Origin of the sequence: Enterobacter sp. SORGH_AS_0287 (genome assembly GCF_031453695.1) — a bacterium.
In the GTDB taxonomy this organism is placed as follows: domain Bacteria; phylum Pseudomonadota; class Gammaproteobacteria; order Enterobacterales; family Enterobacteriaceae; genus Enterobacter; species Enterobacter ludwigii.
The window spans coordinates 3,149,166-3,173,681 of sequence record NZ_JAVIZW010000001.1 but is presented as its reverse complement, the minus strand read 5'-3'; the positions used below and the strand labels follow the sequence as shown (position 1 = coordinate 3,173,681).

At 55.7% G+C, this 24,516-nt stretch carries 20 protein-coding genes and 3 tRNA genes; 16 read left to right on the top strand and 7 right to left on the bottom strand.

Translation table 11 applies throughout. The features are described 5' to 3' along the window. Positions 1-2 precede the first annotated feature (2 nt). Genes frdC through frdA form a run of 3 tightly spaced genes read right to left on the bottom strand, consistent with a single transcriptional unit; the run spans position 3 to position 2,926 of the window. On the bottom strand, positions 3-398 hold the full coding sequence (gene frdC / locus QE396_RS15060) for a fumarate reductase subunit FrdC (RefSeq protein WP_020882958.1): 396 nt from the start codon (positions 396-398) through the stop codon (positions 3-5). A 10-nt stretch (positions 399-408) separates the two neighbouring features. Then, positions 409-1,143: a fumarate reductase iron-sulfur protein gene (frdB, locus tag QE396_RS15055; protein ID WP_020882957.1), complete on the bottom strand. Its 735-nt coding sequence runs from the start codon at positions 1,141-1,143 to the stop codon at positions 409-411. Further along, on the bottom strand, positions 1,136-2,926 hold the full coding sequence (gene frdA / locus QE396_RS15050) for a fumarate reductase (quinol) flavoprotein subunit (protein ID WP_047366502.1): 1,791 nt from the start codon (positions 2,924-2,926) through the stop codon (positions 1,136-1,138). The genes frdB and frdA overlap by 8 nt, the downstream gene beginning before the upstream one ends. A 310-nt stretch (positions 2,927-3,236) precedes the next feature. On the opposite strand from frdA, the gene epmA reads away from it, so the two are divergent. After that, entirely contained in the window at positions 3,237-4,214 is a 978-nt protein-coding gene (gene epmA, locus QE396_RS15045; protein WP_020882955.1) for an elongation factor P--(R)-beta-lysine ligase, read from the top strand. A 200-nt stretch (positions 4,215-4,414) separates the two neighbouring features. Beyond that, positions 4,415-5,914, top strand: a complete 1,500-nt coding sequence (yjeM, locus tag QE396_RS15040; protein ID WP_020882954.1) for a glutamate/gamma-aminobutyrate family transporter YjeM — start codon at positions 4,415-4,417, stop codon at positions 5,912-5,914. A gap of 39 nt (positions 5,915-5,953) precedes the next feature. Here yjeM and mscM read toward each other — a convergent pair whose 3' ends face one another. From mscM to rsgA, 3 genes are all read right to left on the bottom strand, one after another. Next, on the bottom strand, positions 5,954-9,277 hold the full coding sequence (mscM, locus tag QE396_RS15035; RefSeq protein WP_020882953.1) for a miniconductance mechanosensitive channel MscM: 3,324 nt from the start codon (positions 9,275-9,277) through the stop codon (positions 5,954-5,956). 19 nt (positions 9,278-9,296) lie between these two features. Further along, positions 9,297-10,265, bottom strand: coding sequence for an archaetidylserine decarboxylase (gene asd, locus QE396_RS15030; protein ID WP_020882952.1), 969 nt, complete (start codon positions 10,263-10,265; stop codon positions 9,297-9,299). Positions 10,266-10,362: 97 nt separating this feature from the next. Then, a complete protein-coding gene (gene rsgA / locus QE396_RS15025) occupies positions 10,363-11,415 on the bottom strand; it encodes a small ribosomal subunit biogenesis GTPase RsgA (RefSeq protein WP_020882951.1) in 1,053 nt (350 codons plus the stop codon). Positions 11,416-11,522: 107 nt separating this feature from the next. On the opposite strand from rsgA, the gene orn reads away from it, so the two are divergent. From orn to QE396_RS15005, 4 genes are all read left to right on the top strand, one after another. Further along, positions 11,523-12,068, top strand: a complete 546-nt coding sequence (gene orn / locus QE396_RS15020; RefSeq protein WP_020882950.1) for an oligoribonuclease — start codon at positions 11,523-11,525, stop codon at positions 12,066-12,068. A gap of 215 nt (positions 12,069-12,283) precedes the next feature. Further along, positions 12,284-12,359: transfer RNA gene (locus tag QE396_RS15015), tRNA-Gly, on the top strand. 36 nt (positions 12,360-12,395) lie between these two features. Beyond that, positions 12,396-12,471, top strand: a tRNA-Gly gene (locus QE396_RS15010). 36 nt (positions 12,472-12,507) lie between these two features. Beyond that, positions 12,508-12,583, top strand: a tRNA-Gly gene (locus tag QE396_RS15005). Between the two features lie 269 nt (positions 12,584-12,852). Here QE396_RS15005 and queG read toward each other — a convergent pair. Then, positions 12,853-13,992 (bottom strand): tRNA epoxyqueuosine(34) reductase QueG, encoded by a 1,140-nt coding sequence (gene queG, locus QE396_RS15000; RefSeq protein WP_309951613.1) that lies wholly within the window; start codon positions 13,990-13,992, stop codon positions 12,853-12,855. Between queG and nnr the strand changes: the two genes are divergently transcribed. From nnr to QE396_RS14950, 10 genes are all read left to right on the top strand, one after another. Then, on the top strand, positions 13,991-15,514 hold the full coding sequence (gene nnr / locus QE396_RS14995; protein WP_032669653.1) for a bifunctional ADP-dependent NAD(P)H-hydrate dehydratase/NAD(P)H-hydrate epimerase: 1,524 nt from the start codon (positions 13,991-13,993) through the stop codon (positions 15,512-15,514). The two genes, queG and nnr, sit on opposite strands and share 2 nt — an antisense overlap. Next, positions 15,507-15,968, top strand: coding sequence for a tRNA (adenosine(37)-N6)-threonylcarbamoyltransferase complex ATPase subunit type 1 TsaE (gene tsaE / locus QE396_RS14990; RefSeq protein WP_020882947.1), 462 nt, complete (start codon positions 15,507-15,509; stop codon positions 15,966-15,968). Before nnr ends, tsaE begins: the two co-directional genes overlap by 8 nt. Before the next feature lie 16 nt (positions 15,969-15,984). Next, positions 15,985-17,322, top strand: coding sequence for an N-acetylmuramoyl-L-alanine amidase AmiB (amiB, locus tag QE396_RS14985; protein WP_309951608.1), 1,338 nt, complete (start codon positions 15,985-15,987; stop codon positions 17,320-17,322). 9 nt (positions 17,323-17,331) lie between these two features. After that, a complete protein-coding gene (mutL, locus tag QE396_RS14980) occupies positions 17,332-19,176 on the top strand; it encodes a DNA mismatch repair endonuclease MutL (protein WP_020882945.1) in 1,845 nt (614 codons plus the stop codon). Beyond that, positions 19,169-20,119 (top strand): tRNA (adenosine(37)-N6)-dimethylallyltransferase MiaA, encoded by a 951-nt coding sequence (gene miaA / locus QE396_RS14975; protein ID WP_014168310.1) that lies wholly within the window; start codon positions 19,169-19,171, stop codon positions 20,117-20,119. The genes mutL and miaA overlap by 8 nt, the downstream gene beginning before the upstream one ends. 85 nt (positions 20,120-20,204) lie before the next feature. Then, on the top strand, positions 20,205-20,516 hold the full coding sequence (hfq, locus tag QE396_RS14970) for an RNA chaperone Hfq (protein WP_014168311.1): 312 nt from the start codon (positions 20,205-20,207) through the stop codon (positions 20,514-20,516). Between the two features lie 74 nt (positions 20,517-20,590). After that, positions 20,591-21,871 (top strand): ribosome rescue GTPase HflX, encoded by a 1,281-nt coding sequence (gene hflX / locus QE396_RS14965; RefSeq protein WP_020882944.1) that lies wholly within the window; start codon positions 20,591-20,593, stop codon positions 21,869-21,871. Between the two features lie 56 nt (positions 21,872-21,927). Then, positions 21,928-23,190 (top strand): FtsH protease activity modulator HflK, encoded by a 1,263-nt coding sequence (gene hflK / locus QE396_RS14960; RefSeq protein WP_014168313.1) that lies wholly within the window; start codon positions 21,928-21,930, stop codon positions 23,188-23,190. A 2-nt stretch (positions 23,191-23,192) separates the two neighbouring features. Beyond that, a complete protein-coding gene (gene hflC, locus QE396_RS14955) occupies positions 23,193-24,197 on the top strand; it encodes a protease modulator HflC (RefSeq protein WP_014168314.1) in 1,005 nt (334 codons plus the stop codon). Between the two features lie 71 nt (positions 24,198-24,268). Beyond that, positions 24,269-24,466 (top strand): DUF2065 domain-containing protein, encoded by a 198-nt coding sequence (locus QE396_RS14950; protein WP_014168315.1) that lies wholly within the window; start codon positions 24,269-24,271, stop codon positions 24,464-24,466. The last annotated feature ends 50 nt before the right edge of the window (positions 24,467-24,516 follow it).

Sequence of the window (24,516 nt, the reverse complement as noted above, 5' to 3'; positions counted from 1 at the left end):
CCTTACCAGAACAGTGCGACAAACAGAATGACCACAGTGACGAGGATCGTCACGCCCCATAGCCCTTTAATGACCGGCTCTGGCCCCATTTTCTCGTCTTTAATGATGATGTTCGCCGCTTTTGGCGCCAGTTCAAACCAGGTTTTGGTATGAAGCAGCGCTGCCGCGAGCACAATCAGGTTCAGGATCACGATGATGGGGTTTTGCAGGAAGCCGACAAAGCTGGCCCAGGTTTCAGGGCCATGTTTGAGGGCATAAACGCCATACATCAGCTCCAGGCTGAACCAGACCGTCGGCACCGCGGTGCCTTCACGCAGCATATAGAAGCGATAAAACGGCAGTTTCTTCCACCAGGTGGACGGCATTGGCCGCACGTAGGCTTTGCGTTTAGTCGTCATTATGCACTCCTTAGCGTGGTTTCAGGGTGGCGATAAGAAAGTCTTTCGAGCTTTCCACTTTACCCTGCTGAATAGCGGCGGCCGGGTCGACGTGCTTCGGACAGACTTCGGAGCAGTAGCCCACAAAAGTACAGCTCCAGACGCCGTTCTGGCTGTTAAGCTGCGCCATACGTTCTTTTTTACCGTGGTCGCGGCTGTCCTCGTTATAGCGGTGCGCCAGGGTAATGGCCGCGGGGCCAATAAACTCTGGATTCAGGCCAAACTGTGGACACGCGGCGTAGCACAGACCACAGTTGATGCAGCCGGAGAACTGATGGTATTTCGCCATCTGAGCTGGCGTCTGGGTGTTCGTCCCCTGATCCGGCGTACGTGGATTGCCGATGATGTACGGCTTAATCGCTTCCAGACTTTCGATAAAGTGAGTCATATCGACCACCAGATCGCGTTCAATCGGGAAGTTACCCAACGCTTCTACTTTGATGCCTTTGGTGTATTCACGCAGGAAAGTTTTACAGGCCAGTTTCGGCACCTTGTTGACCATCATGCCGCAGGAGCCGCAGATTGCCATACGGCACGACCAGCGGTAGCTCAGGTCCGGCGCAAGGTTATCTTTGATATAGCCGAGCGCATCCAGCAGAGAGGTTTGCTCGTCATAAGGGACTTCATAGAATGCGCTGTGCGGTGCAGTGTCCACTTCCGGATTGTAGCGCACCACTTCGATTTTCAGTTTCTGCATCTCAGCCATTCGCCTTCTCCTTCTTCTCGGCGGCTTCTGCTTCTGCGCCATACACGCGTTTAGCCGGTGGCAACGTCGTGATTTTCACGTCGCTGTAGTCCAGACGGGTGGTGCCATCCGCATCGCGCCAGGCGAGAGTGTGTTTCAGGAAATTGACGTCATCACGTTCGGTGCAGCCTTCATCAAGACGCTGATGCGCGCCGCGTGACTCTTTACGTGCCAGCGCAGAGTGCGCCATACATTCCGCCACGTTCAGGCCGTGACCCAGCTCGATGGTATAGAGCAGGTCTGTGTTGAACACGCTGGAGGTATCGGTAATGCGCACGCGCTTGAAGCGCTCCTGCAGCTCAGCCAGCTTATCCACGGTTTTTTGCATCAGCTCAGGGGTACGGTAGATACCGCAGCCTTCTTCCATCGACAGGCCCATCTCGTCGCGGATTTTCGACCAGTTTTCATTTCCTTCCTGGTTCACCAGGTTTTTCAGCCGTTTTTCGACGTCAACGACCTGGGCATCCAGCGCCGCGCTGTTCGCCTCGCCCGCGGTGGCAGCACGCTCCATCGCGCGTTCGCCCGCCATGCGGCCAAAGACCACCAGCTCCGCCAGTGAGTTTGACCCCAGACGGTTGGCACCGTGCAGGCCGACAGAAGAGCACTCGCCCACGGCAAATAGCCCTTTAATGCGGGTTTCGCACTGCTGATCGGTTTCGATACCGCCCATGGTGTAGTGGGCCGTTGGACGTACCGGAATCGGCTCTTTCACCGGATCGACGCCAACGTAGGCTTTTGCCAGTTCGCAAATGAACGGCAGACGTTCCAGCAGTTTCTTCTCGCCAAGATGACGCAGGTCGAGGTAGACCACATCGCCGCGTGGCGTGGAGATGGTGTTGCCTTTGCGCCACTCGTGCCAGAAGGCCTGAGATACTTTGTCGCGCGGGCCCAGTTCCATGTATTTGTTTTTCGGCTCGCCGAGCGGGGTTTCCGGGCCCATGCCATAATCCTGCAGATAGCGATAGCCATTTTTATTGACCAGGATCCCGCCTTCACCACGGCAGCCTTCCGTCATCAGAATGCCGGAGCCCGGCAGGCCAGTAGGGTGATACTGCACGAACTCCATATCCCGCAGCGGCACGCCGTGGCTGAGCGCCATGCCCATGCCGTCACCGGTGACGATACCGCCGTTGGTGTTGTAGCGGTAAACACGCCCCGCACCGCCGGTAGCCATGACCACCGCGTTGGCGCGGATCTGGACGAGGCTGCCTTCCATCATGTTCATCGCCACCAGACCGCGCGCCTGACCGTCATCAACCAGAATGTCGAGGACGAAATGTTCGTCAAAGCGCTGAATCTGTGGGAACTGAAGGGAGGTCTGGAACAGGGTGTGCAACATGTGGAAGCCGGTTTTATCGGCGGCGAACCAGGTACGTTCGATCTTCATCCCGCCGAAGCGGCGAACGTTGACGCTGCCGTCCGGACGACGGCTCCACGGACATCCCCACTGTTCAAGCTGGGTCATCTCCGTAGGACAATGGTGTACAAAGTAGTCAACGACATCCTGCTCGCAAAGCCAGTCGCCCCCTGCAACCGTGTCGTGGAAATGGTATTCGAAGCTGTCATGATCCTGCGCAACGGCGGCGGATCCTCCTTCTGCGGCAACCGTATGGCTGCGCATCGGATAGACTTTTGAAATCAATGCGATTTTAGCGTTGGGATTAGCTTGTGCTGCAGCAATCGCAGCACGTAATCCAGCCCCGCCAGCGCCTATAACGGCAAGATCGGCTTGAAAAGTTTGCACGACATTCCTCCAGATTTTTGTTATTTCGCAACGCGATAAACTAAAGGTAGTTCACCCGTCCAAAAGGACGATTGCGAAAGCGTTTCCACTGCTCCTTTATGGGTAAAGCAGTATAACCGCGTGGATGTCAGGGAAATTTGACGTGTTCGATTTTTTTGCTGTTCTGTGCGGCGATTTATCGCGGTGAGTAATGAATTTCGTCGCGCAATTGTTCACCTAAATGAAATGCGCTTTTTTACTGCGCAAAATTTGTCTCCGTCCCTGGTAACGAGTAGACTTCGTGCCCTTGTCTGAAATCGGAGAAAAACTCATGAGCGAAACGGCCACCTGGCAGCCGAGCGCATCCATCCCCAACTTGCTAAAACGCGCTGCAATTATGGCGGAGATCCGCCGCTTCTTTGCCGACCGCGGCGTCCTTGAGGTGGAAACCCCGTGCATGAGTCAGGCAACGGTAACGGATATTCATCTGGTCCCGTTTGAAACCCGTTTTGTTGGTCCTGGCCACTCACAGGGCATGAATTTGTATCTGATGACCAGCCCGGAATACCACATGAAACGCCTGCTGGCGGCAGGGTGTGGCCCGGTCTATCAGCTGTGCCGCAGTTTCCGTAATGAAGAGATGGGGCGTCACCACAATCCGGAATTCACCATGCTGGAGTGGTACCGTCCGCATTATGATATGTACCGCCTGATGAACGAGGTGGACGATCTGCTGCAGCAGGTGCTGGAGTGCTCAGAAGCGGAAACGCTCTCTTATCAGCAGGTTTTCCAGCGTTACCTGGAAATTGATCCGCTTTCTGCGGATAAAGCGCAGCTGCGCGAAGTGGCGGCAAAACTGGATCTGAGCAACGTGGCAGATACCGAAGAAGACCGCGACACGCTGCTGCAACTGCTCTTCACCTTTGGCGTTGAGCCGCAAATTGGCAAAGACCGGCCGACGTTTGTATATCACTTCCCGGCAAGCCAGGCTTCGCTGGCGCAGATCAGCACCGAAGATCACCGCGTGGCGGAGCGTTTTGAGGTCTATTACAAAGGTATCGAGCTGGCGAACGGCTTCCACGAACTGACCGACGCACGCGAACAGCAGCAGCGTTTTGAGCAGGATAACCGCAAGCGCGCGGCACGTGGTCTGCCGCAGCAGCCGATTGATACCCATCTGCTGGAAGCATTGAAGGCGGGTCTACCGGACTGCTCCGGCGTGGCGCTGGGCGTTGATCGTCTGGTGATGCTGGCGCTGGGCGCAGAACAGCTGGGCGAAGTGATCGCGTTTACGGTCGATCGCGCATAACGCACCGTATTGCCGGGTAGCACTGTCGCTTACCCGGCTCACCTCTGATGTCAATTAACCTTTCCATTTCCGCACGACAACATTAAAAACTGCCACATTCTCTGTACGCAGGTCTTTTTCTTAATTTGCCCCTAATAGCCACAATATTAGTCTGGTCATCTGCTACCATCCGCGCAGTTTAACTTCCTTTGGATGGCGCTATGTCCCAGTCACTTAAAAAGATGACCCTCACCGGGCTCATCCTGATGATTTTTACCTCCGTCTTTGGCTTTGCCAACAGCCCGTCGGCTTTCTATCTGATGGGCTACAGCGCAACGCCGTTCTACATCGTCTCGGCCCTGTTTTTCTTCATACCGTTTGCGCTGATGATGGCGGAAATGGGGGCGGCCTACCGCAAAGAAGAGGGCGGGATCTATTCCTGGATGAACAACAGCATCGGCCCGCGCTACGCGTTTATCGGCACGTTTATGTGGTTCTCCTCGTATGTGGTCTGGATGGTCAGTACGGCGGCCAAGGTCTGGGTACCATTTTCGACGTTTGTTTTCGGCAGCGATTACACTCAGGTCTGGTCTTTGGCCGGTCTGAGCTCCACGCAGGTGGTCGGGATTCTGGCCGTCTGCTGGATGGTGGTTGTAACGCTGGTGGCGTCTAAGGGCATCAACAAAATTGCCCGCATTACCGCCGTGGGCGGGATCTCGGTGATGTGCCTGAATCTGGTGCTGCTGGTGGTCAGCATTGCCATTCTGTGCCTGAACGGCGGACATTTCGCTCAGGAGGTGAACTTCGTTTCCTCGCCCAACCCGAGCTATCAGTCCGGGCTCGCTATGCTCTCCTTTGTGGTGTTTGCCATTTTTGCGTACGGCGGTATTGAGGCGGTGGGCGGTCTGGTCGACAAGACCGAGATCCCGGAAAAGAACTTTGCGAAAGGCATTATTTTTGCCGCGATAGTTATCTCCATTGGTTATTCACTGGCAATTTTCCTCTGGGGCGTCAGCACCAACTGGCAGCAGGTACTCAGCAACAACACCACTAACCTGGGCAACATTACCTATGTGCTGATGAAAAGCCTGGGGATGACGCTGGGACAAGCGATGAATCTGACACCGGCAGCGGCGGCAACGATGGGCGTCTGGTTTGCACGCATCACCGGCTTGTCCATGTTCCTTGCCTATACCGGCGCGTTTTTCACGCTGATTTACTCTCCGTTGAAAGCGATAATTCAGGGCACGCCAAAAGCGCTGTGGCCTGCACGCATGACGCAACTGAATACCGCAGGTATGCCCGCCAACGCCATGTGGATGCAGTGCCTGCTGGTCAGCGTGTTCATTTTGCTGGTGTCGTTTGGTGGGGATACCGCGTCAGCGTTTTATAACAAGCTGACCCTGATGGCGAATGTGTCGATGACGCTGCCTTATCTCTTTCTGAGCCTGGCCTTCCCGTTCTTTAAGGCGAAGGAGGATCTTGAGCGTCCGTTTGTGATTTTCAAAACGCGCGCCGCCACGCTGCTGGCAACCACGGTGGTGGTGCTGGTAGTGGCATTCGCCAACATCTTTACCGTTATTCAGCCGGTGATTGAGGCGAATGACTGGAGTAGCGCACTGTGGATGGTGGGCGGTCCAGTCTTCTTCTCGCTTCTGGCGATGGGGATTTATGAGAATTACCGCCGACGTTCTGTGGCGTTGCTGACGGAAGTGGCGTAGCGGTTAAACATTCCCCTCCCGGAAGGGAGGGGAGAAGGGTTACAGACTTCCTGCCGGGCGTGTGCGCGCCGCTGACGTTAACGTTCTTCCCGTTTTACGCCCGTCCAGGCTTTCCAGACGCATCTGGAACGGTGGGAACGGCATATCAATGCCGTGCTCACGGAACCCTGCCAGAATCAGCTGGTGGATCTCATGACGCAGTGGCATACGGTGTCCCATTTCGGCGGCGTAAATACGCAGTTCGAAAATCTGGATCCCCTGTTGTAGATCCACGAGGAACACTTCCGGCGCCGGGTTATCGATCACGAATGAACAGCGCTCCGCGGCGGTGTAGAGGATCTGAGTGACCTCTTCGCTGTTGGCATCCGACGGCGCAGGTACCGTCAGCACCACACGCGTGACGGAGTCTGACAGCGACCAGTTGATAAACTGCTCGGTAATAAACGCCTTGTTCGGCACGATGATCTCTTTACGGTCCCAGTCGCTGATCGTGGTGGCGCGCGTGTTGATCCTGGTGATGCTGCCGGTCAAGTCGCGGATCGTTACCGTATCGCCAATACGAATCGGTTTTTCGAACAGAATAATCAGGCCAGAGATAAAGTTGGCGAAGATCTCCTGTAAGCCAAACCCTAACCCCACACCAAGTGCCGCCACCAGCCACTGCAGTTTCGACCATTCAATGCCAATCATTGAGAAGCCGACCAGCCCGCCAAACAGCATGATCAGATATTTGGTGATGGTGGTAATTGCGTATCCCGTCCCCGGGGTTAAATCGAGATGCTGCAGCAGGGCCAGCTCCAGCAGCGCCGGGAAGTTACGCACCAGTTGGGTGGTGATGATCAACACCAGAATGGCAATCAACACCGCGCCTAAGGTAATCGGCTCCAGGCTCTCCACACCTTGTACCGTGGACGTTACGTCCCACAGAGAGATGTTTTCCAGGAAGCCAAACGCGGAGTGAATTTCCGACCACAGGAAGATCACCGACAGCAGGGCAATCAGCATCAGGATCGAGCGTACCAGTCGCAGGGATTGGGTACTGATGGCATCCAGATCCAGCTCGACTTCGTCAGCTTCCGTCGTGCCTTCTGTGCTGTTGACATGGTTTGGCTCTTCCTCGCCACGCGCACGCTGGGCGAGGATCTCTGCCCGTCGGTGCTTGGCACGGTCGAACGCCAGACGGCGGCGCTGGATCAGCATCCAGCGGCGTATCACGTGATACACCACCAGAAGCAGGAACCAGATCGCCACCGAGGTTTCAAGCCTCGCCAGCAGCGCCTTGGCGGTCGCCAGGTAACCCACCGTCGCTGCCAGCATGGCAATCAGCGGTGCGCTCAGCAGCAAGTTCCAGAGCAGCCGGTTGAACATGTTGTCGCCGTTACCGGATTTATCCAGATAGAGCGGGATACCGGCGCGTTTCAGGCTGAGCGTGACAATTGCCAGCGCCCCGCATATCAGCATAAAGCAGAGGCGGCCCAGCGACCCTGAGAATTCCCGGTCGTTGAGTTTATCGAACATGATCAGCGCCATAATCAGCGGCACAATCAGTCCGATGCTCATCAGGTAGTAACGCATGGCGCGTGCAACGCGATTACGCGGCCAGCCGAAGTGAGCGATGAACAAACCGTTGGGCCGCGCGAACGTGGCGCAAATCATTACCACCCACAGCAGTGGCACCGTGGCAGTGACGCCATCGCCAATGGCCACCGCGAGCGGGTAGGGCCAGGCTTCCCGCAGGCCATATCCAAGCGTCATCCACAGGACCGGTAGCGGTGAGGCGACGAGAATCGACCAGAAGACGGTGCGTAACGTCAGCCAGAAGTGATCCTGCGTAACTTTCCCCACCCGGGCGCTGGAGCGCTCCAGGAATCGGGTGAAATACCGGCGCGAGTAAATGCTGAAGCCCACCAGAATCAGCGCGGCCAGCAGCGGGAAAATGGTCTCTTTACTGGTGAGCATCATCACGCTGGCCTGGCCCAGCTGGCTGAAGGTATCCAGCGAAATAAGGCGGCGCAGATCCTGAACAATCTCAATCGGCCACGAGAAGGTCATCGGCCGCACGTCGGAGGTCCAGAAGAGATAACGGTGCGTTGCCTCATTCACCTCTTTCAGCGCATCTTCCAGTTGGCTATTAGAGACCTTCAGCTTGGTCAGTTCCAGAATCAGCGTATCCCCGCCCTGGAGCAGGGAGTTCAGCAGTTCACGCTGGGTACGCAACTGGGCTTCCAGAATGCGGTTCTGCTCGCTGGTCAGCGGCTGTCCGTCAGCCTGACGGATCTGGCGGATTTGCGGCTGTTTGTTGAGCAGATCCTCAAAGTGCAGTCGCTGCACGCGCAGCTGAGCCATTTCGGTATCCAGCTGCTGCGGTTTGGGCATTTCCGGCAGGCGTGAGACCTGCGCGCGTAACGCTTCACCCAGCAGGTTTGATGACCCTAGCCACTGGGACTGCTCACGCAACGTGTTAAGCGCCTGGCGGACCTGCAGGGTTTGGTTGGTAGCCTGACGCTGTTGCGAGGCCACCAGGTCCATACGCTGCGCCTGTTGATTCAGCGCCGCAGAGAGCTCGCGGTTGACCTTAAACTGCTCAACGATGCCGCTGGGCAGGTTCGCGCTGTTTTCCGCCAGCAGTTCGGTGCTTTCAAGCGCACGCTCGGCTTCGCGCTGCCGCTGGCTGTTAAGCTGATTACGCAGGGCCTGCAGATATGCATCCAGCTGTTCGCTCTGCTTCTGCGCCAGCTCAGAGCGCATCCGCGACAGCTCCTGGCGGTTATTGGCGGAGAGCTGCGCCAGCTCCAGTTCATCGACAAGGGCTTTGAGGCGAGCAGATTCGGCCTGCAGCCCCAGATTCTGCGCCTGCGCTTGCGGCGTGTTGCCGCTTTGCGTACCAACGCGACGCTCAACTTCATTAAGCTGGCGGCGGGCATCGGTTTGCTGCTGGGGAAGCTGGCTGAGCGAGTCGGCAATTTCACGCGCCCGCTCCTGCTCCTGCTGAGCCAGACGGCTCTTTTCCAGAAGCTGGCTGCTGACCTGGAGGATCTCCTGATTCAGCGCATCAGAAGACATGTCCGCCGGTATATCGCGCGGTTCATCACGCAGATTACTGAGCTGCGAGCGCAGCGTTTGCGAGAGTTTGGGGAAGTTGTCGATAACCTGCTGATATTGCTGCGCACGCTCGAGGGAGCCTTTTTGCTCCGCGAGCGCGTTCAGGGCGGACTGGAGCGACTCAACGGTCTCTGGCTGAGCGGGTTTTGCCGCTTTTGCCTGCTCCAGTTCCTGGGTTATCTGTTTTGCGTCGGGGGCTGTCGCTGCGTACGCCCCCATGCTGAGGCACCAGGCCATCAGTAGAACGATAATCGGGCGCACGTCAGCGATCCTTCTGTTATTAGCCTTCGTCTTTTTTGTCGTCAACCAGCGGGCTGGCGTCGTGCTCGGCGTCGATCTCTTCTTGGGACAACGGTGCAGGTTCTGCCACCGGCGTTACGAAGGTTTCGGTAGAGACGGCCAGCGGCTGACCCAGTTTGGTGACCGACAGGCTTTCAAGCTGTTCGGCCAGCTTAACTTTACCCGGTGCAAACAGGTTGATAACGGTTGAGCCCAGCTTGAAGCGACCCATCTCCTGACCTTTCAGCAGGGCGACAGAGCCTTCTTCTTCACCGGCAGGCCAGGTCCAGCGCTTGATCACGCCTTCACGTGGTGGGGTGATGGTGCCAGCCCAGACGGTTTCAATGCTGCCGACAATGGTCGCGCCCACCAGGATCTGCGCCATAGGGCCGAATTCAGTATCAAACAGGCAGATGACGCGTTCGTTACGGGCGAACAGGTTAGGTACGTTCTGCGCCGTGAGGTGGTTCACGGAGAACAGATCGCCCGGAACGTAGATCATTTCACGCAGGATGCCGTTGCACGGCATGTGCACGCGGTGATAGTCGCGCGGTGAGAGATAGGTGGTCGCGAAGGTCCCGTTACGGAACAGATCCGCCATCAGGTAGTTACCTGCCAGCAACGCTTCCAGGCTGTAGTTATGGCCTTTCGCCTGCAGGATTTTGTCGTCTTCGATGTGACCCAGTTGGCTAATCACGCCATCTGCAGGCATCACCAGCACGTTAGGGTCCGTATTCAGCGGGCGCACGTCGTCACGCAGTGGGCGGACGAAAAACTCGTTGAAGGTGCGGTAGCTGGCGGTATCCGGCTTCTGCGCCTCTTTCATGTCGACCTTGTAATATTTTACGAAAAGGTCGATGACCAGTTTGGTCAGCCAGCCCGCTCGTTTGCTCGCGCCCCAGCCCGCCAGGCGAGTGAGCCACAGTTTCGGCAGAATGTATTGAAGCGAAAGTTTAAATGAGTTTAACAAGGTAGCCTCCAGGCCATTGTTTTGTCGTTCCTGATCCGGCCGCAAAGCGCCGGAACCTGAAAAAAGGGGACGATTTTAGCGATGCTTAGCTTAGTTGTCAGTTATCAGAATCAGAAAAGTTTTTACGCGTTTTTACCTGATCCATGCTCTCGAGAATGCGGTGGTAGTTTTCAAAGCGGGTCTCCGCTATTTCGCCTTTCTCGACCGCTTCACGGATAGCGCAGCCCGGGTCATTGTCATGTTTACAGTCGCGGTATTTGCAAGCACCTAAATAATCATGGAATTCGACAAATCCGTTGAAGATTTGTTCCGGCTCAAGGTGCCACAAACCGAATTCACGCACGCCCGGAGAGTCAATGACATCGCCGCCGTGCGGGAAGTGATACAGGCGTGACGCGGTTGTGGTGTGCTGGCCCAGGCCAGAAACATCAGACACATCGTTGGTCACGATCTCTTGCTGGAGGCCGAGAAGGTTGTTCAGCAGGCTCGATTTGCCCACACCGGACTGTCCCGCAAAGATGCTGATGCGATCGGTAAGCGCCTCTTCAAGCGGTTTCAGACCATCTTTGGTATAGCTGGAAACCATCAGAACGCGATACCCAATGTTACGGTAGATATCCATCTGCTCGTTGACGAAGTTCATACCGTCTTCATCGAGCAGATCGATTTTGTTGAGTACGATGATCGGTTCAACCTGCAGCGTTTCACAGGCGACAAGGTATCGGTCGATAATATTGAGCGAAAGTTCGGGCAAAATCGCCGAGACGATAACGATCTGGTTAATGTTGGCTGCGATAGGTTTAACCCCGTCGTAGAAATCGGGACGGGTCAGTACCGACGTACGCGCGTGGACCGCCTCAACGATGCCTTTTACCGTGACGCCTTCCGCCGCTTCTTTACCCGGGCGCCAGACCACACGATCGCCGGTTACCAGAGAACGAATCGTCCGGCGGATGTTGCAGCGGTGAATCTCACCGTTGGCGGATTCCACGTCGGCGTGCATACCGAAACGGCTGATGACGATGCCTTCCATCGGTTCGCCAAACAGGTTGTCGTCGTAATCGACCTTCTCCGAAGTGGTTTTAAGACGGCGCTGGTGATTGGCATTCACACGGCGCTGCTGCCCTTTGGAGAGTTTATTTTTACTCAATCGCGCTGGCTCCTGGTCGCCCGTAAGGGGCAAAACCTCTATGATACACTCTAATTAATACTAGTTAACCTGCTACAGCCGGTTATGCGAGAAGGGTGGAAAATAACATGAGCGCGGATGAAAACAACCTGATTTGGATCGATCTTGAAATGACCGGGCTGGATCCCGAGCGCGATCGCATTATTGAGATTGCAACCCTGGTGACCGATGCCAACCTGAATATTCTGGCGGAAGGGCCGACTATCGCGGTTCATCAGTCTGACGACCAGCTTTCGTTAATGGATGAGTGGAACGTGCGCACCCATACGGGGAGCGGGCTGGTGGAGCGCGTTAAGGCCAGCACCATGGGCGATCGCGAGGCGGAGCTGGCAACGCTTGAGTTTCTGAAACAGTGGGTTCCGGCGGGCAAATCACCTATCTGCGGTAACAGCATCGGTCAGGATCGCCGTTTTCTGTTTAAGTACATGCCGGAGCTGGAATCTTACTTCCATTACCGCTATCTGGATGTGAGCACCCTGAAAGAGCTGGCGCGTCGCTGGAAACCGGAAATCCTGGATGGCTTTAAAAAGCAGGGAACGCATCAGGCCATGGACGATATCCGTGAGTCCGTGGCCGAACTGGCGTATTATCGCGAGAACTTTATTAAGCTGTAATTCAGGCGGTTGCCGGGGGCGTTGCGCGTTACCCGGCCTACAGAACGCATGAATGGTGTAAAAACGTGCAAAGCGATGAATATTCCATCACTTGAACTGAATTTCACAAAAAACGCTTTTAGGGGGGTTGCAGCTAAACGGATTTCTCGTATAATGCGCCTCCCGTAACGACAGAGAAATACACGTTACGACAGCAACAAAAGCAGTGCAAATTTGCGGGAATAGCTCAGTTGGTAGAGCACGACCTTGCCAAGGTCGGGGTCGCGAGTTCGAGTCTCGTTTCCCGCTCCAAAATTTGAAGGTGCTTCTAAAGCACAGACCACCCAAGCGGGAATAGCTCAGTTGGTAGAGCACGACCTTGCCAAGGTCGGGGTCGCGAGTTCGAGTCTCGTTTCCCGCTCCAAAATTTGAAAGTGCTTCCACAGCACGGACCACCCAAGCGGGAATAGCTCAGTTGGTAGAGCACGACCTTGCCAAGGTCGGGGTCGCGAGTTCGAGTCTCGTTTCCCGCTCCAAATTCTTATCATCTCCAGATTATCCACAGCGGAATGCTTCGTTGGGGACATTTTCTATTGCATCTGAAATACTCTTGTGAACAGAGTTATCCACAGAAGCCCTACTCAGTTACAGACCAGAAGAAAATTAGCAGGGTGAATAATATCTTCGTAACATACTGAATTTAATTAAGTAAATTTCATTTCAAAATGTTATTTAGATCACTTGACCTCATTGCCAGCCCCGATGGCGCTTGAGTTTTTATTTTTATTCACAGGCTGTGAATATATCAAGCATCCCGTACAAGCCCTTTTTCAATCACTCTCATCAGCCGTTGTTTCTTCGGCAGCTGCACCTCGACAACGCAGGCATTACGCTTCTCGATTTGCTGCGCAATCGCCCATTCTATGTGTTCATCAAGAAGTGGGTGCTCACCTCTGCGACTTTCGAGCGCCTGAATAGTGGCTTCATCCCAGGGCGCATTGCCCAGCGCAACGGCGACATTTCGTAGCCAGCGCAGATGCCCAATACGCCGAATGGCGGATCCTTCGGTGACTTTCAGGAACCAGGCCTCACTCCAGGCGAAGAGCTCGATAAGCTGAGGCGCATGAAGCGCTTTACGAGGACTGAAATCGTCTTCATCCGTAAGCTGCGAGTAACGATTCCAGGGGCAGATCAGCTGGCAGTCATCGCAGCCGTAGATACGGTTCCCGATAAGCGGACGGAATTCTTCCGGTATCGCCCCTTCGAGTTCAATGGTGAGATAGGAGATGCAGCGGCGCGCATCCACCGTATAAGGCTCAACGATGGCACCCGTCGGGCAGATGGTCATGCAGGCCACGCAGCGCCCGCAACCTTCCTCTACCGGACCATCTACCGGCAGCGGCAAATCTATGAGCAGTTCACCGAGGAAAAAGAACGATCCGGCGTCGCGGCTAAGGATAAGTGAGTGCTTACCTGTCCAGCCAAGCCCGGCTTTTTCTGCTATCGGGCGCTCAAGAACAGGCGCAGAGTCTACAAACGGTCTAAAATTCAGCGACACACAGTGCTGCTGAATAGTTTCCCCGAGTTTTTTTAAACGGTTACGCAGAAGCTTATGGTAATCACGGCCCAGGGCATACCGGCTTACGTAACCGAGAGCGGGATTTTTTAACGTGCGAGCAAACGCCGCGTTGGCGGGCAGGTAGTTCATGCGTACGCTGATGACGCGTAATGTACCGGGTAACAGCTCGTGTGGGCGGGCACGCATCATGCCATGACGCGCCATCCACTCCATTTCGCCATGGTATTGTTTATCCAGCCATGCCTGCAGTTTCGGCTCGCTGGCGGAGAGGTCGGTATCGGTGATACCGACCTTCTGGAAGCCAAGCTCAGCACCCCACTGTTTAATTTTTTGCGCTAATTCATTGAGATCGAGGGGCTGTGACATGACGGACCATACTGTGAAGAAAAACCCCGAAAGTATACCACATTCCATCTGGCATGCGGATGACCTCCGGCACGCCGAAAAAGAGGCCGCAGACAGCCTCGGCATTACCCTGTATGAACTGATGCAACGCGCGGGTGAAGCGGCGTTTAACGTTGCCTGCACGGCTTACCCTGAATCGTCGCATTGGCTGATTTTATGCGGACACGGCAATAACGGCGGTGACGGTTATGTCGTCGCCCGCCTGGCGGTTGCCGCCGGGATCCACGTGACGTTGCTGGCGCTGGAGAGCGATAAACCGCTACCAGAAGAGGCCAGTGCGGCGCGGGAAGCCTGGCTGAACGCGGGCGGTGTTATTCATGCCACCGATATCGTCTGGCCGGAAGAGATTGATGTGATTATTGATGGCCTGCTGGGCACCGGGCTTCGCAGTGCGCCGCGCGACCCGGTTGCCACCCTGATTGCACGTGCCAATGCCCACAGCGCGCCGGTGGTGGCCCTGGATATACCTTCTGGCTTGATGGCGCAAACCGGCACGACGCCGGGCGCGGTGATTCAGGCCGCGCACACCGTTGCCTTTATCGCCCTGAAACCGGGGCTGCTTACCGGTAAAGCGCGGGATGTCACGGGAACGTTGCACCATAACGCACTGGGGCTGGAGAGCTGGCTTGCCGGGCAGGAAACCCACGTTTCGCGCGTTGATGCTTCGCTGCTGGCACAGTGGCTACCGCCGCGCCGCCCGACGTCCCATAAAGGCGATCACGGCAGGCTGGTGATCATTGGAGGTGACCACGGTACGGCGGGGGCTATCCGCATGACGGGGGAAGCGGCATTGCGTTGCGGTGCCGGTTTAGTGCGGGTACTGACGCGCATCGAAAATAGTGCGCCAATTATTACGGCCCGCCCGGAGCTGATGGTGCATGAATTGACGCCGCAGTCGCTTGAAGAGAGTCTCGAATGGGCGGATGTCGTGGTCATTGGCCCGGGGCTTGGGCAGCAGGCCTGGGGGAAACAGGCCCTGCAGAAGGTCGAGAATTTTCGTAAACCGATGCTGTGGGATGCCGACGCGCTGAACCTTCTGGCAATCAATCCTGATAAGCGTCACAATCGCATTCTGACGCCGCACCCCGGCGAAGCCGCGCGCCTGCTTAACTGCAGCGTGGCAGAAATTGAAAGCGATCGCTTACTTTCTGCCCGGCGTCTGGTAAAACGTTACGGAGGTGTTGCCGTTCTGAAAGGGGCAGGAACCGTTGTCGCCAGCGACGAGGCGATGGGCATTGTCGATGCCGGAAATGCGGGTATGGCGAGCGGCGGAATGGGCGATGTGCTTTCAGGCATCATTGGCGCATTGCTTGGACAGAAACTTCCCCTTTATGATGCAGCCTGCGCTGGCTGCGTGGCCCATGGTGTCGCGGCGGATAAGCTGGCGGCACGTTACGGCACACGCGGAATGCTGGCCACCGATCTTTTTTGCACGCTACGGCGTGTTGTTAACCCGGATGTGATTGACGTAGAAAATGACTAATCGAGCGATTTCTTTACCTGATGAACAAGCCACTTTAGATCTTGGCAAACGCGTGGCACAGGCCTGTCAGGGGGCAACCGTCATTTATCTGTATGGTGATTTAGGTGCGGGTAAAACCACCTTCAGCCGGGGTTTTCTGCAGGCGTTAGGCCATAAAGGCAATGTGAAAAGCCCAACCTACACGCTGGTAGAACCGTACACCCTTGAAAATCTCATGGTGTACCACTTTGATTTATACCGCCTTGCGGATCCCGAGGAGCTGGAATTTATGGGGATCCGTGATTATTTTGCCAATGATGCCATCTGCCTGGTGGAGTGGCCGCAACAAGGTGCGGGTGTGTTGCCTGACCCGGATGTCGAAATTCACTTAGATTACCAGGCACAAGGGCGTGAGGCACGCATCAGTGCTGTTTCCTCATCAGGTAGTTCCTTACTGGCGCGTCTGGCCGGTTAAGCGTAGGGATGACGGGATGATTAGTCGCGTTAAAGGTTGGTTATTGGCTGCCACGGTGCTGCTGTGCGCGCAGGCCGGGGCGGCAAGCCTGTCGGATATTCAGGTGTCGAACGGCGAAAGCCAGGCCAGGATCACATTCAGCTTTATGGGCGATCCGGAATATGCTTTTTCACAGCCAGACAGCCACAGCGTGGCGCTGGATATCAAACAAACCGGGGTTATCCAGGGGTTACCGCTCCAGTTCAGCGGCAATAATCTGGTTAAAAGCATTCGTTCCGGCTCGCCAAAAGATAGCCAGTCATTGCGTCTGGTGGTCGACCTAACCGAAAAGGGTAAAACCAGAGCGGTTAAGCAGCAAAACGGTGCGAATTATACGGTGGTCTTTACCATCAACGCTGACGCCCCTCCGCCGCCTCCGCCTCCACCGGTGGTGGCGAAACGCGTGGAAGAGCCGGTTTATACCCCGCGCCCATCTGAACCGGCACGTAATCCGTTTAAAACGGACAGCGACCGCATTACCAGCGTTACCAGCAGCAATACCGTGACGCGGCCGGCGGCCAGCGCACGTCGCGCGGTCAGCGGTGATAAAGTGATTATCGCCATTGATGCGGGGCACGGTGGTCAGGATCCCGGCGCAATTGGCCCGGGCGGTACGCGGGAGAAAAATGTCACCATCGCGGTTGCCCGTAAGCTGCGGACGCTGCTAAATGACGACCCTATGTTTAAAGGCGTGCTGACGCGCGACGGCGATTACTTTATCTCGGTGATGGGCCGCTCGGATGTGGCACGTAAGCAAAATGCCAATTTCCTGGTGTCCATTCATGCGGATGCCGCGCCAAACCGTAACGCCACGGGAGCCTCAGTGTGGGTGCTGTCAAACCGTCGGGCGAACAGTGAAATGGCAAACTGGCTTGAAGAGCACGAGAAACAGTCCGAACTGTTAGGTGGGGCGGGTGATGTGCTGGCAAACAGCCAGGCCGATCCGTATCTCAGCCAGGCGGTGCTGGATTTACAATTCGGTCATTCCCAGCGCGTCGGGTATGATGTCGCCACAAATGTATTGAATCAGCTGCAGGGCATCGGGTCATTGCACAAGCGCCGTCCGGAGCATGCGAGCCTGGGCGTTCTGCGATCGCCGGATATTCCATCGATTCTGGTGGAAACAGGCTTTATCAGTAATAACGCTGAAGAACTCCTGCTGGGCAGCGACAGCTATCAGCAGCAAATTGCCGAAGCGATCTATAACGGTCTGCGTAAATACTTTGATGCGCATCCGCTGCAGTCCGCGCCACAGGGCGGTGCCGCCCAGACGGCCAGCGCAGCGCAGCCAGGTGAGATGACCGCGACCAATTAAGGAGAATTCATGCCGATTCAGGTTCTACCGCCGCAGCTCGCGAACCAAATCGCCGCCGGTGAGGTGGTGGAGCGCCCTGCATCGGTGGTGAAGGAGCTGGTAGAAAACAGCCTTGATGCGGGGGCCACCCGCATTGATATTGATATCGAACGCGGCGGCGCAAAGCTGATTCGCATTCGTGACAACGGCTGTGGAATTAAAAAAGACGAGCTGGCGCTAGCGCTGGCGCGTCATGCCACCAGTAAAATTGCCTCTCTTGATGACCTGGAAGCGATCATTAGCCTCGGTTTTCGCGGGGAAGCGCTGGCCAGTATCAGCTCCGTTTCCCGTCTCACGCTCACCTCCCGTACCGCTGAACAGCAGGAAGCCTGGCAGGCGTACGCCGAAGGGCGTGATATGGACGTGACGATTAAACCAGCGGCGCATCCGGTCGGTACGACGCTGGAAGTGCTGGATCTGTTTTATAACACCCCCGCCCGACGCAAGTTTATGCGTACCGAAAAAACCGAGTTTGGGCATATCGATGAGATCATTCGTCGCATTGCCCTGGCGCGGTTTGACGTGACCATTAACCTTAGCCATAACGGCAAGGTCATGCGCCAGTACCGCGCCGTGGCGGAAGGTGGGCAAAAAGAGCGCCGCTTGGGCGCTATCTGCGGCGTGCCGTTCCTCGAGCACGCGCTGGCCATTGAGTGGCAGCATGGCGATCTGGCCATGCGCGGCTGGGTGGCTGACCCCAACGCGAGCAGCGCCGCCTTCGCTGAGATCCAGTATTGCTACGTGAACGGCCGCATGATGCGTGATCGCCTCATCAACCACGCCATTCGTCAGGCCTGTGAAGATAAACTGGGCGCAGATCAGCAACCCGCGTTTGTGCTTTATCTAGAAATCGATCCTCACCAGGTGGACGTTAACGTCCATCCTGCCAAGCATGAAGTGCGGTTCCACCAGTCACGTCTGGTGCATGATTTTATCTATCAGGGCGTGTTGAGCGTATTGCAACAGCAGGCTGAACCGACGCTGCCGCTGGAAAAAGAAGAACCCGCCCCGCGCGCGTTTCCGGAAAACCGTGTTGCAGCGGGCCGGAACCATTTTGCTGAACCTGCCGTGGCGCGTGAGCCGGATGCCCCGCGTTTCTCTGCTGCGGGTAGCACACCGCGCCCAACGGGAGCGAACTATCCGAATGCCCAGCCTGGCTATCAAAAACAGCAGGGAGCGTTGTACCGCAAATTGCTGGAAACTCCCGCGGTGGAGCGCAAAGCGCCTGTCGGGGTGCCAGCGCCTTCGCTGGATGGCCACAGCCAGAGTTTTGGCCGGGTTCTGACGATTATTGCACCGGATATGGCGCTGCTGGAGCGCGAAGGCCACGTGATGCTTCTGGCATTGCCGGTGGCGGAACGCTGGCTTAAACAAGTGCAACTTACTCCGGGTGAAAACGCGGCCTGTGCACAACCGCTGCTGATCCCCGTTCGGCTAAAAATATCCCCTGAAGAAATAGGGGTACTGCGTCGCGCAGAGGCCCTGTTGGCGCAGATGGGCATTGAAATGGTGCTCGAATCGCAACATGTGACCATTCGCGCAGTGCCTTTACCCTTACGCCAACAAAATTTACAAAACTTGATTCCTGAACTGATAGGCTACCTGGCGCAGCAAACGTCGTTTGATGCCGCCAACACCGCGCAGTGGATCGCCCGCCATCTGGCAAGCGAACATGCGCCGTGGAGTATGGCGCAGGCCATTAGCGTGCTGGCGGAGGTTGAACGCCTTTGCCCGCATCTGGTGAAGACACCGCCAGGTGGGTTATTACAACCTGTTGATTTACAAACGGCGATGAATGCCCTGAAATATGATTGACGTAAGCAAGGCGAGCCTGCCAAAGGCGATTTTTTTAATGGGCCCCACGGCCTCCGGCAAAACGGCACTGGCCATTGAGTTGCGTAAAGTTTTGCCTGTAGAGTTGATTAGTGTCGATTCTGCCCTTATCTACCGAGGGATGGACATCGGCACGGCGAAGCCTGACGCAGACGAACTGCGTGCGGCACCGCATCGTTTGCTGGATATTCTCGACCCGGCTCAGGCATACTCCGCAGCGGATTTCCGCCGTGATGCGTTAGCTGAGATGGCCGAGATAACGGCGGCGGGACGTATACCGCTGTTGGTTGGCGGAACCATGCTTTATTTCAAGGCGTTGCTGGAGGGGCTTTCACCTCTGCCATCAGCGGATCCGGAAGTAAGAGCAAAAATTGAGCAGCAGGCGGCAGAGCAGGGATGGGACGTTTTGCATAAGCAACTGGCCGAGATTGACCCGGTTGCCGCAGCACGGATCCATCCAAATGATCCGCAAAGGCTTTCCCGGGCACTGGAAGTTTTTTTCATTTCGGGTAAAACTTTAACGGAACTGACGCAAACGTCAGGAGACGCTCTGCCGTATCAGGTGCATCAGTTCGCCATCGCCCCGGCGAGCCGTGAACTGCTCCATCAACGAATTGAGCAGCGTTTTCATCAGATGTTAGCTTCAGATTTTGAAGCAGAAGTGCGGGCGCTATTTGCCCGTGGAGATTTGCATACGGATATGCCTTCCGTTCGTTGTGTGGGATACCGCCAGATGTGGTCATATCTTGAAGGCGAGATTTCATATGATGAAATGGTTTATCGAGGTGTTTGCGCCACGAGACAGTTAGCGAAGCGCCAGATCACCTGGTTGCGCGGTTGGGACGGTGTTCACTGGTTAGACAGTGAAAAACCGCAACAGGCGTTAAACGAAGTGATTGAGGTTGTTGGTGATATCGCTCACTGAATGTGTACAATTGAGTCGTATCGTGCGCAATTTTTCAGAATCGCAAGGTTCTAAGTACAAAACAAGCATATAAGGAAAAGATAGAATGGCTAAGGGGCAATCTTTACAAGATCCGTTCCTGAACGCATTGCGTCGGGAACGTGTTCCAGTTTCTATTTATTTGGTGAATGGTATTAAGCTGCAAGGTCAGATTGAATCTTTCGATCAGTTCGTGATCCTGTTGAAAAACACGGTCAGTCAGATGGTCTATAAGCACGCTATTTCTACAGTTGTTCCGTCTCGTCCGGTATCCCATCACAGCAATAACACTGGCGGCGGCACGGGTAGTAACTACCATCATGGCAGCAGCGCGCAGGGTTCTTCTTCTCCTGCGCAGGACAGCGAAGATACCGAATAAGGTTTCGGGCTGTTATCCACACGGGGAGCCAGGGATCCTGCGTTCCCCGCTGATCTTTTTTGAGGAATTTACGCTTGTTTGACCGTTATGATGCCGGTGAGCAGGCGGTGCTGGTACACATCTATTTTACGCAAGACAAAGATATGGAAGACCTCCAGGAGTTTGAATCTCTGGTCTCTTCCGCCGGTGTCGAAGCAATGCAGGTGATTACCGGTAGCCGTAAAGCGCCGCACCCAAAGTATTTTGTTGGTGAAGGTAAAGCAGTTGAAATTGCGGATGCCGTAAAAGCAACCGGCGCGTCAGTCGTGTTGTTTGATCATGCGCTGTCTCCGGCTCAGGAACGTAACCTGGAACGTCTTTGCGAATGCCGTGTTATCGATCGCACGGGTTTGATTTTAGATATTTTCGCTCAACGTGCGCGTACTCACGAAGGTAAGCTGCAGGTTGAGCTGGCGCAGTTGCGCCATCTGGCAACGCGGCTTGTGCGTGGCTGGACCCACCTTGAAAGACAAAAGGGCGGGATTGGTTTGCGCGGTCCGGGTGAGACCCAGCTTGAAACCGACCGCCGTCTGTTGCGTGGCCGTATTACCCAGATCCTTTCACGTCTGGAACGCGTTGAAAAACAGCGTGAGCAAGGACGTCGGGCGCGATCAAAAGCTGACATCCCGACGGTGTCGCTGGTGGGGTATACCAACGCCGGTAAATCCACCCTGTTTAACCAGATTACTGAGGCCCAGGTTTATGCCGCAGACCAGCTGTTTGCGACCCTGGACCCCACATTGCGTCGTATTGACGTCGCCGACGTCGGTGAAACGGTGCTGGCGGATACCGTAGGGTTTATCCGTCACCTGCCGCATGACCTGGTGGCTGCGTTTAAAGCCACCCTGCAGGAGACGCGTCAGGCGACCCTGCTGCTGCACGTCATTGATGCTGCAGACGTTCGCTTGCAGGAGAACATCGACGCGGTAAACGTGGTGCTCGACGAGATCGACGCCGACGACATCCCAACGCTGTTGGTGATGAACAAGATCGATATGCTGGAGGATTTTGAGCCGCGTATCGACCGAGATGAAGAGAACAAACCGATTCGGGTCTGGCTTTCCGCTCAGACCGGTATTGGTGTGCCACTGCTTTTCCAGGCTTTGACAGAACGTCTTTCCGGTGAGGTAGCCCAGCACACGCTGCGATTGCCGCCACAGGAAGGCAGGCTGCGCAGCCGGTTTTATCAGCTTCAGGCGATAGAAAAAGAGTGGATGGAGGATGACGGCAGCGTGGGGATGCAGGTGCGTTTGCCGATCGTTGACTGGCGTCGCCTCTGTAAACAAGAACCTGCGCTGGTCGACTATATCGTCTGATCAGAAAGGGGATGCCTGAATAATTCGCCCTTGCATAACAAATATGGAGCATATACATGGCGTGGAATCAGCCCGGTAATAACGGACAAGACCGCGACCCGTGGGGAAGCAGCAATAATCAAGGCGGCAACTCTGGGGGAAATGGCAACAAAGGTGGTCGCGAGCAGGGGCCGCCGGATCTGGATGATATCTTCCGCAAGCTAAGCAAGAAGCTTGGTGGCCTTGGCGGAGGTAAAGGTTCTGGCTCTGGTGGAGGTTCCACTCAGGGGCCGCGCCCGCAGTTAGGGGGCCGCGTGGTGGGCATTGTTGCCGCTGCCGTGGTGATCATCTGGGCTGCCAGTGGGTTCTACACCATTAAAGAAGCGGAACGCGGTGTGGTCACCCGTTTCGGGAAGTTCAGCCATCTGGTTGAACCAGGTCTGAACTGGAAACCGACTTTCATTGACGACGTGACCGCGGTGAACGTGGAGTCTGTCCGTGAACTGGCGGCCTCCGGCGTGATGCTGACCTCCGACGAGAACGTTGTGCGCGTTGAGATGAACGTCCAGTACCGCGTCACCGATCCGCAGCACTACCTGTTTAGCGTGACCAGTGCAGATGACAGTCTGCGTCAGGCCACAGACAGTGCGCTGCGCGGTGTGATCGGTAAATACACCATGGACCGCATTCTGACCGAAGGTCGTACCGTTATTCGTAGCGATACCCAGCGTGAGCTGGAAGAGACCATTCGCCCGTACAACATGGGTATCACCCTGCTGGACGTCAACTTCCAGGCTGCTCGTCCGCCGGAAGAGGTGAAGGCCGCGTTTGATGACGCCATTGCCGCCCGTGAAAACGAACAACAGTACATCCGTGAAGCGGAAGCGTACACCAACGAAGTTCAGCCACGTGCTAACGGTCAGGCGCAGCGTATTCTTGAAGAAGCGCGTGCGTATAAAACTCAGACCGTCCTGGAAGCTCAGGGTGAAGTGGCGCGTTTCGCGAAGATTTTGCCAGAATATAAAGCGGCTCCGGAGATTACCCGTGAACGTCTTTATATTGAGACCATGGAAAAAGTGCTGAGCCATACGCGTAAGGTACTGGTTAACGACAGCAAAGGTGGAAACCTGATGGTACTGCCGTTGGATCAGATGCTGAAAGGCGGTTCGGCGCCGGCGGCAAAGGCGGATACCAGCGGTGCCAACAACCTGCTGCGTCTGCCACCTGCGGCATCCGGTAGCTCAAGCGCCACAACCACGCCTTCTTCGAACGATGGTGACATTATGGACCAACGCCGTGCTAACGCGCAGCGTAACGACTACCAGCGTCAGGGGGAATAAGGATGCGTAAGTCAGTTATTGCGATCATCATCATCGTATTGGTCGTGCTTTATACCTCTATCTTTGTGGTGAAAGAGGGCGAGCGTGGAATTACCCTGCGTTTTGGTAAAGTTCTGCGCGACAGCGAGAACAAGCCGCTGGTGTTTGAGCCGGGCCTGCACTTTAAAATGCCACTGATTGAATCGGTGAAAACGCTCGACGCCCGTATCCAGACCATGGATAACCAGGCCGACCGTTTCGTGACCAAAGAGAAGAAAGACCTGATCGTCGATTCCTACATCAAATGGCGTATCAGTGATTTCAGCCGCTACTACCTGGCAACGGGCGGTGGCGACGTTTCTCAGGCGGAAGTGCTGTTGAAACGTAAGTTCTCTGACCGTCTGCGCTCTGAGATTGGTCGTCTGGATGTGAAAGACATCGTCACCGACTCCCGTGGTCGTCTGACGCTGGAAGTGCGTGATGCGCTGAACTCCGGTTCTGCAGGAACCGAAGACGAAGTCACCACCCCGGCAGCGGATGATGCCATTGCCAAAGCGGCAGAACGCGTTCAGGCTGAAACCAACGGCAAAGTGCCGGTGATCAACCCGAACAGTATGGCTGCTCTGGGTATCGAAGTGGTCGATGTCCGTATCAAGCAGATCAACCTGCCAGCGGAAGTGTCCGAGGCGATTTACAACCGTATGCGCGCCGAGCGTGAAGCGGTAGCCCGTCGTCATCGTTCACAAGGTCAGGAAGAGGCGGAGAAACTGCGTGCGGCAGCGGATTACGAAGTGACCAAGACGCTGGCAGAATCTGAGCGTCAGGGCCGTATTCTGCGCGGTGAAGGGGATGCCGAAGCGGCAAAACTGTTTGCCGATGCCTTCAGCCAGGATCCCGACTTCTACGCCTTTATCCGTAGCCTGCGTGCTTACGAGAACAGCTTCCAGAGCAACCAGGATGTGATGGTGCTCAGCCCGGACAGCGATTTCTTCCGTTACATGAAGACGCCGGCTAACGCAACGCGATAAACTCAGGCCAGTTTGAGTATTCAAACCACCGCTCTCAACGGAGCGGTGGTTTTCTTTTATAAGGATTAAAAATGAATTCAACGATTTGGCTTGCGCTGGCCCTGGTTCTGGTGCTGGAAGGCCTTGGACCGATGCTTTATCCGCGTGCATGGCGTCGGATGATAGCCTCTCTGAGCCAGTTGCCGGATAATATTTTGCGTCGATTTGGGGGCGGACTTGTGGTTGCCGGCATCGTTATCTACTACATGTTGAGGAAAACGATTGGCTGATCAAAAAGTAATCTGGTTTGGCGTATTTTGAGGTCAAAAAGTGCTGTATA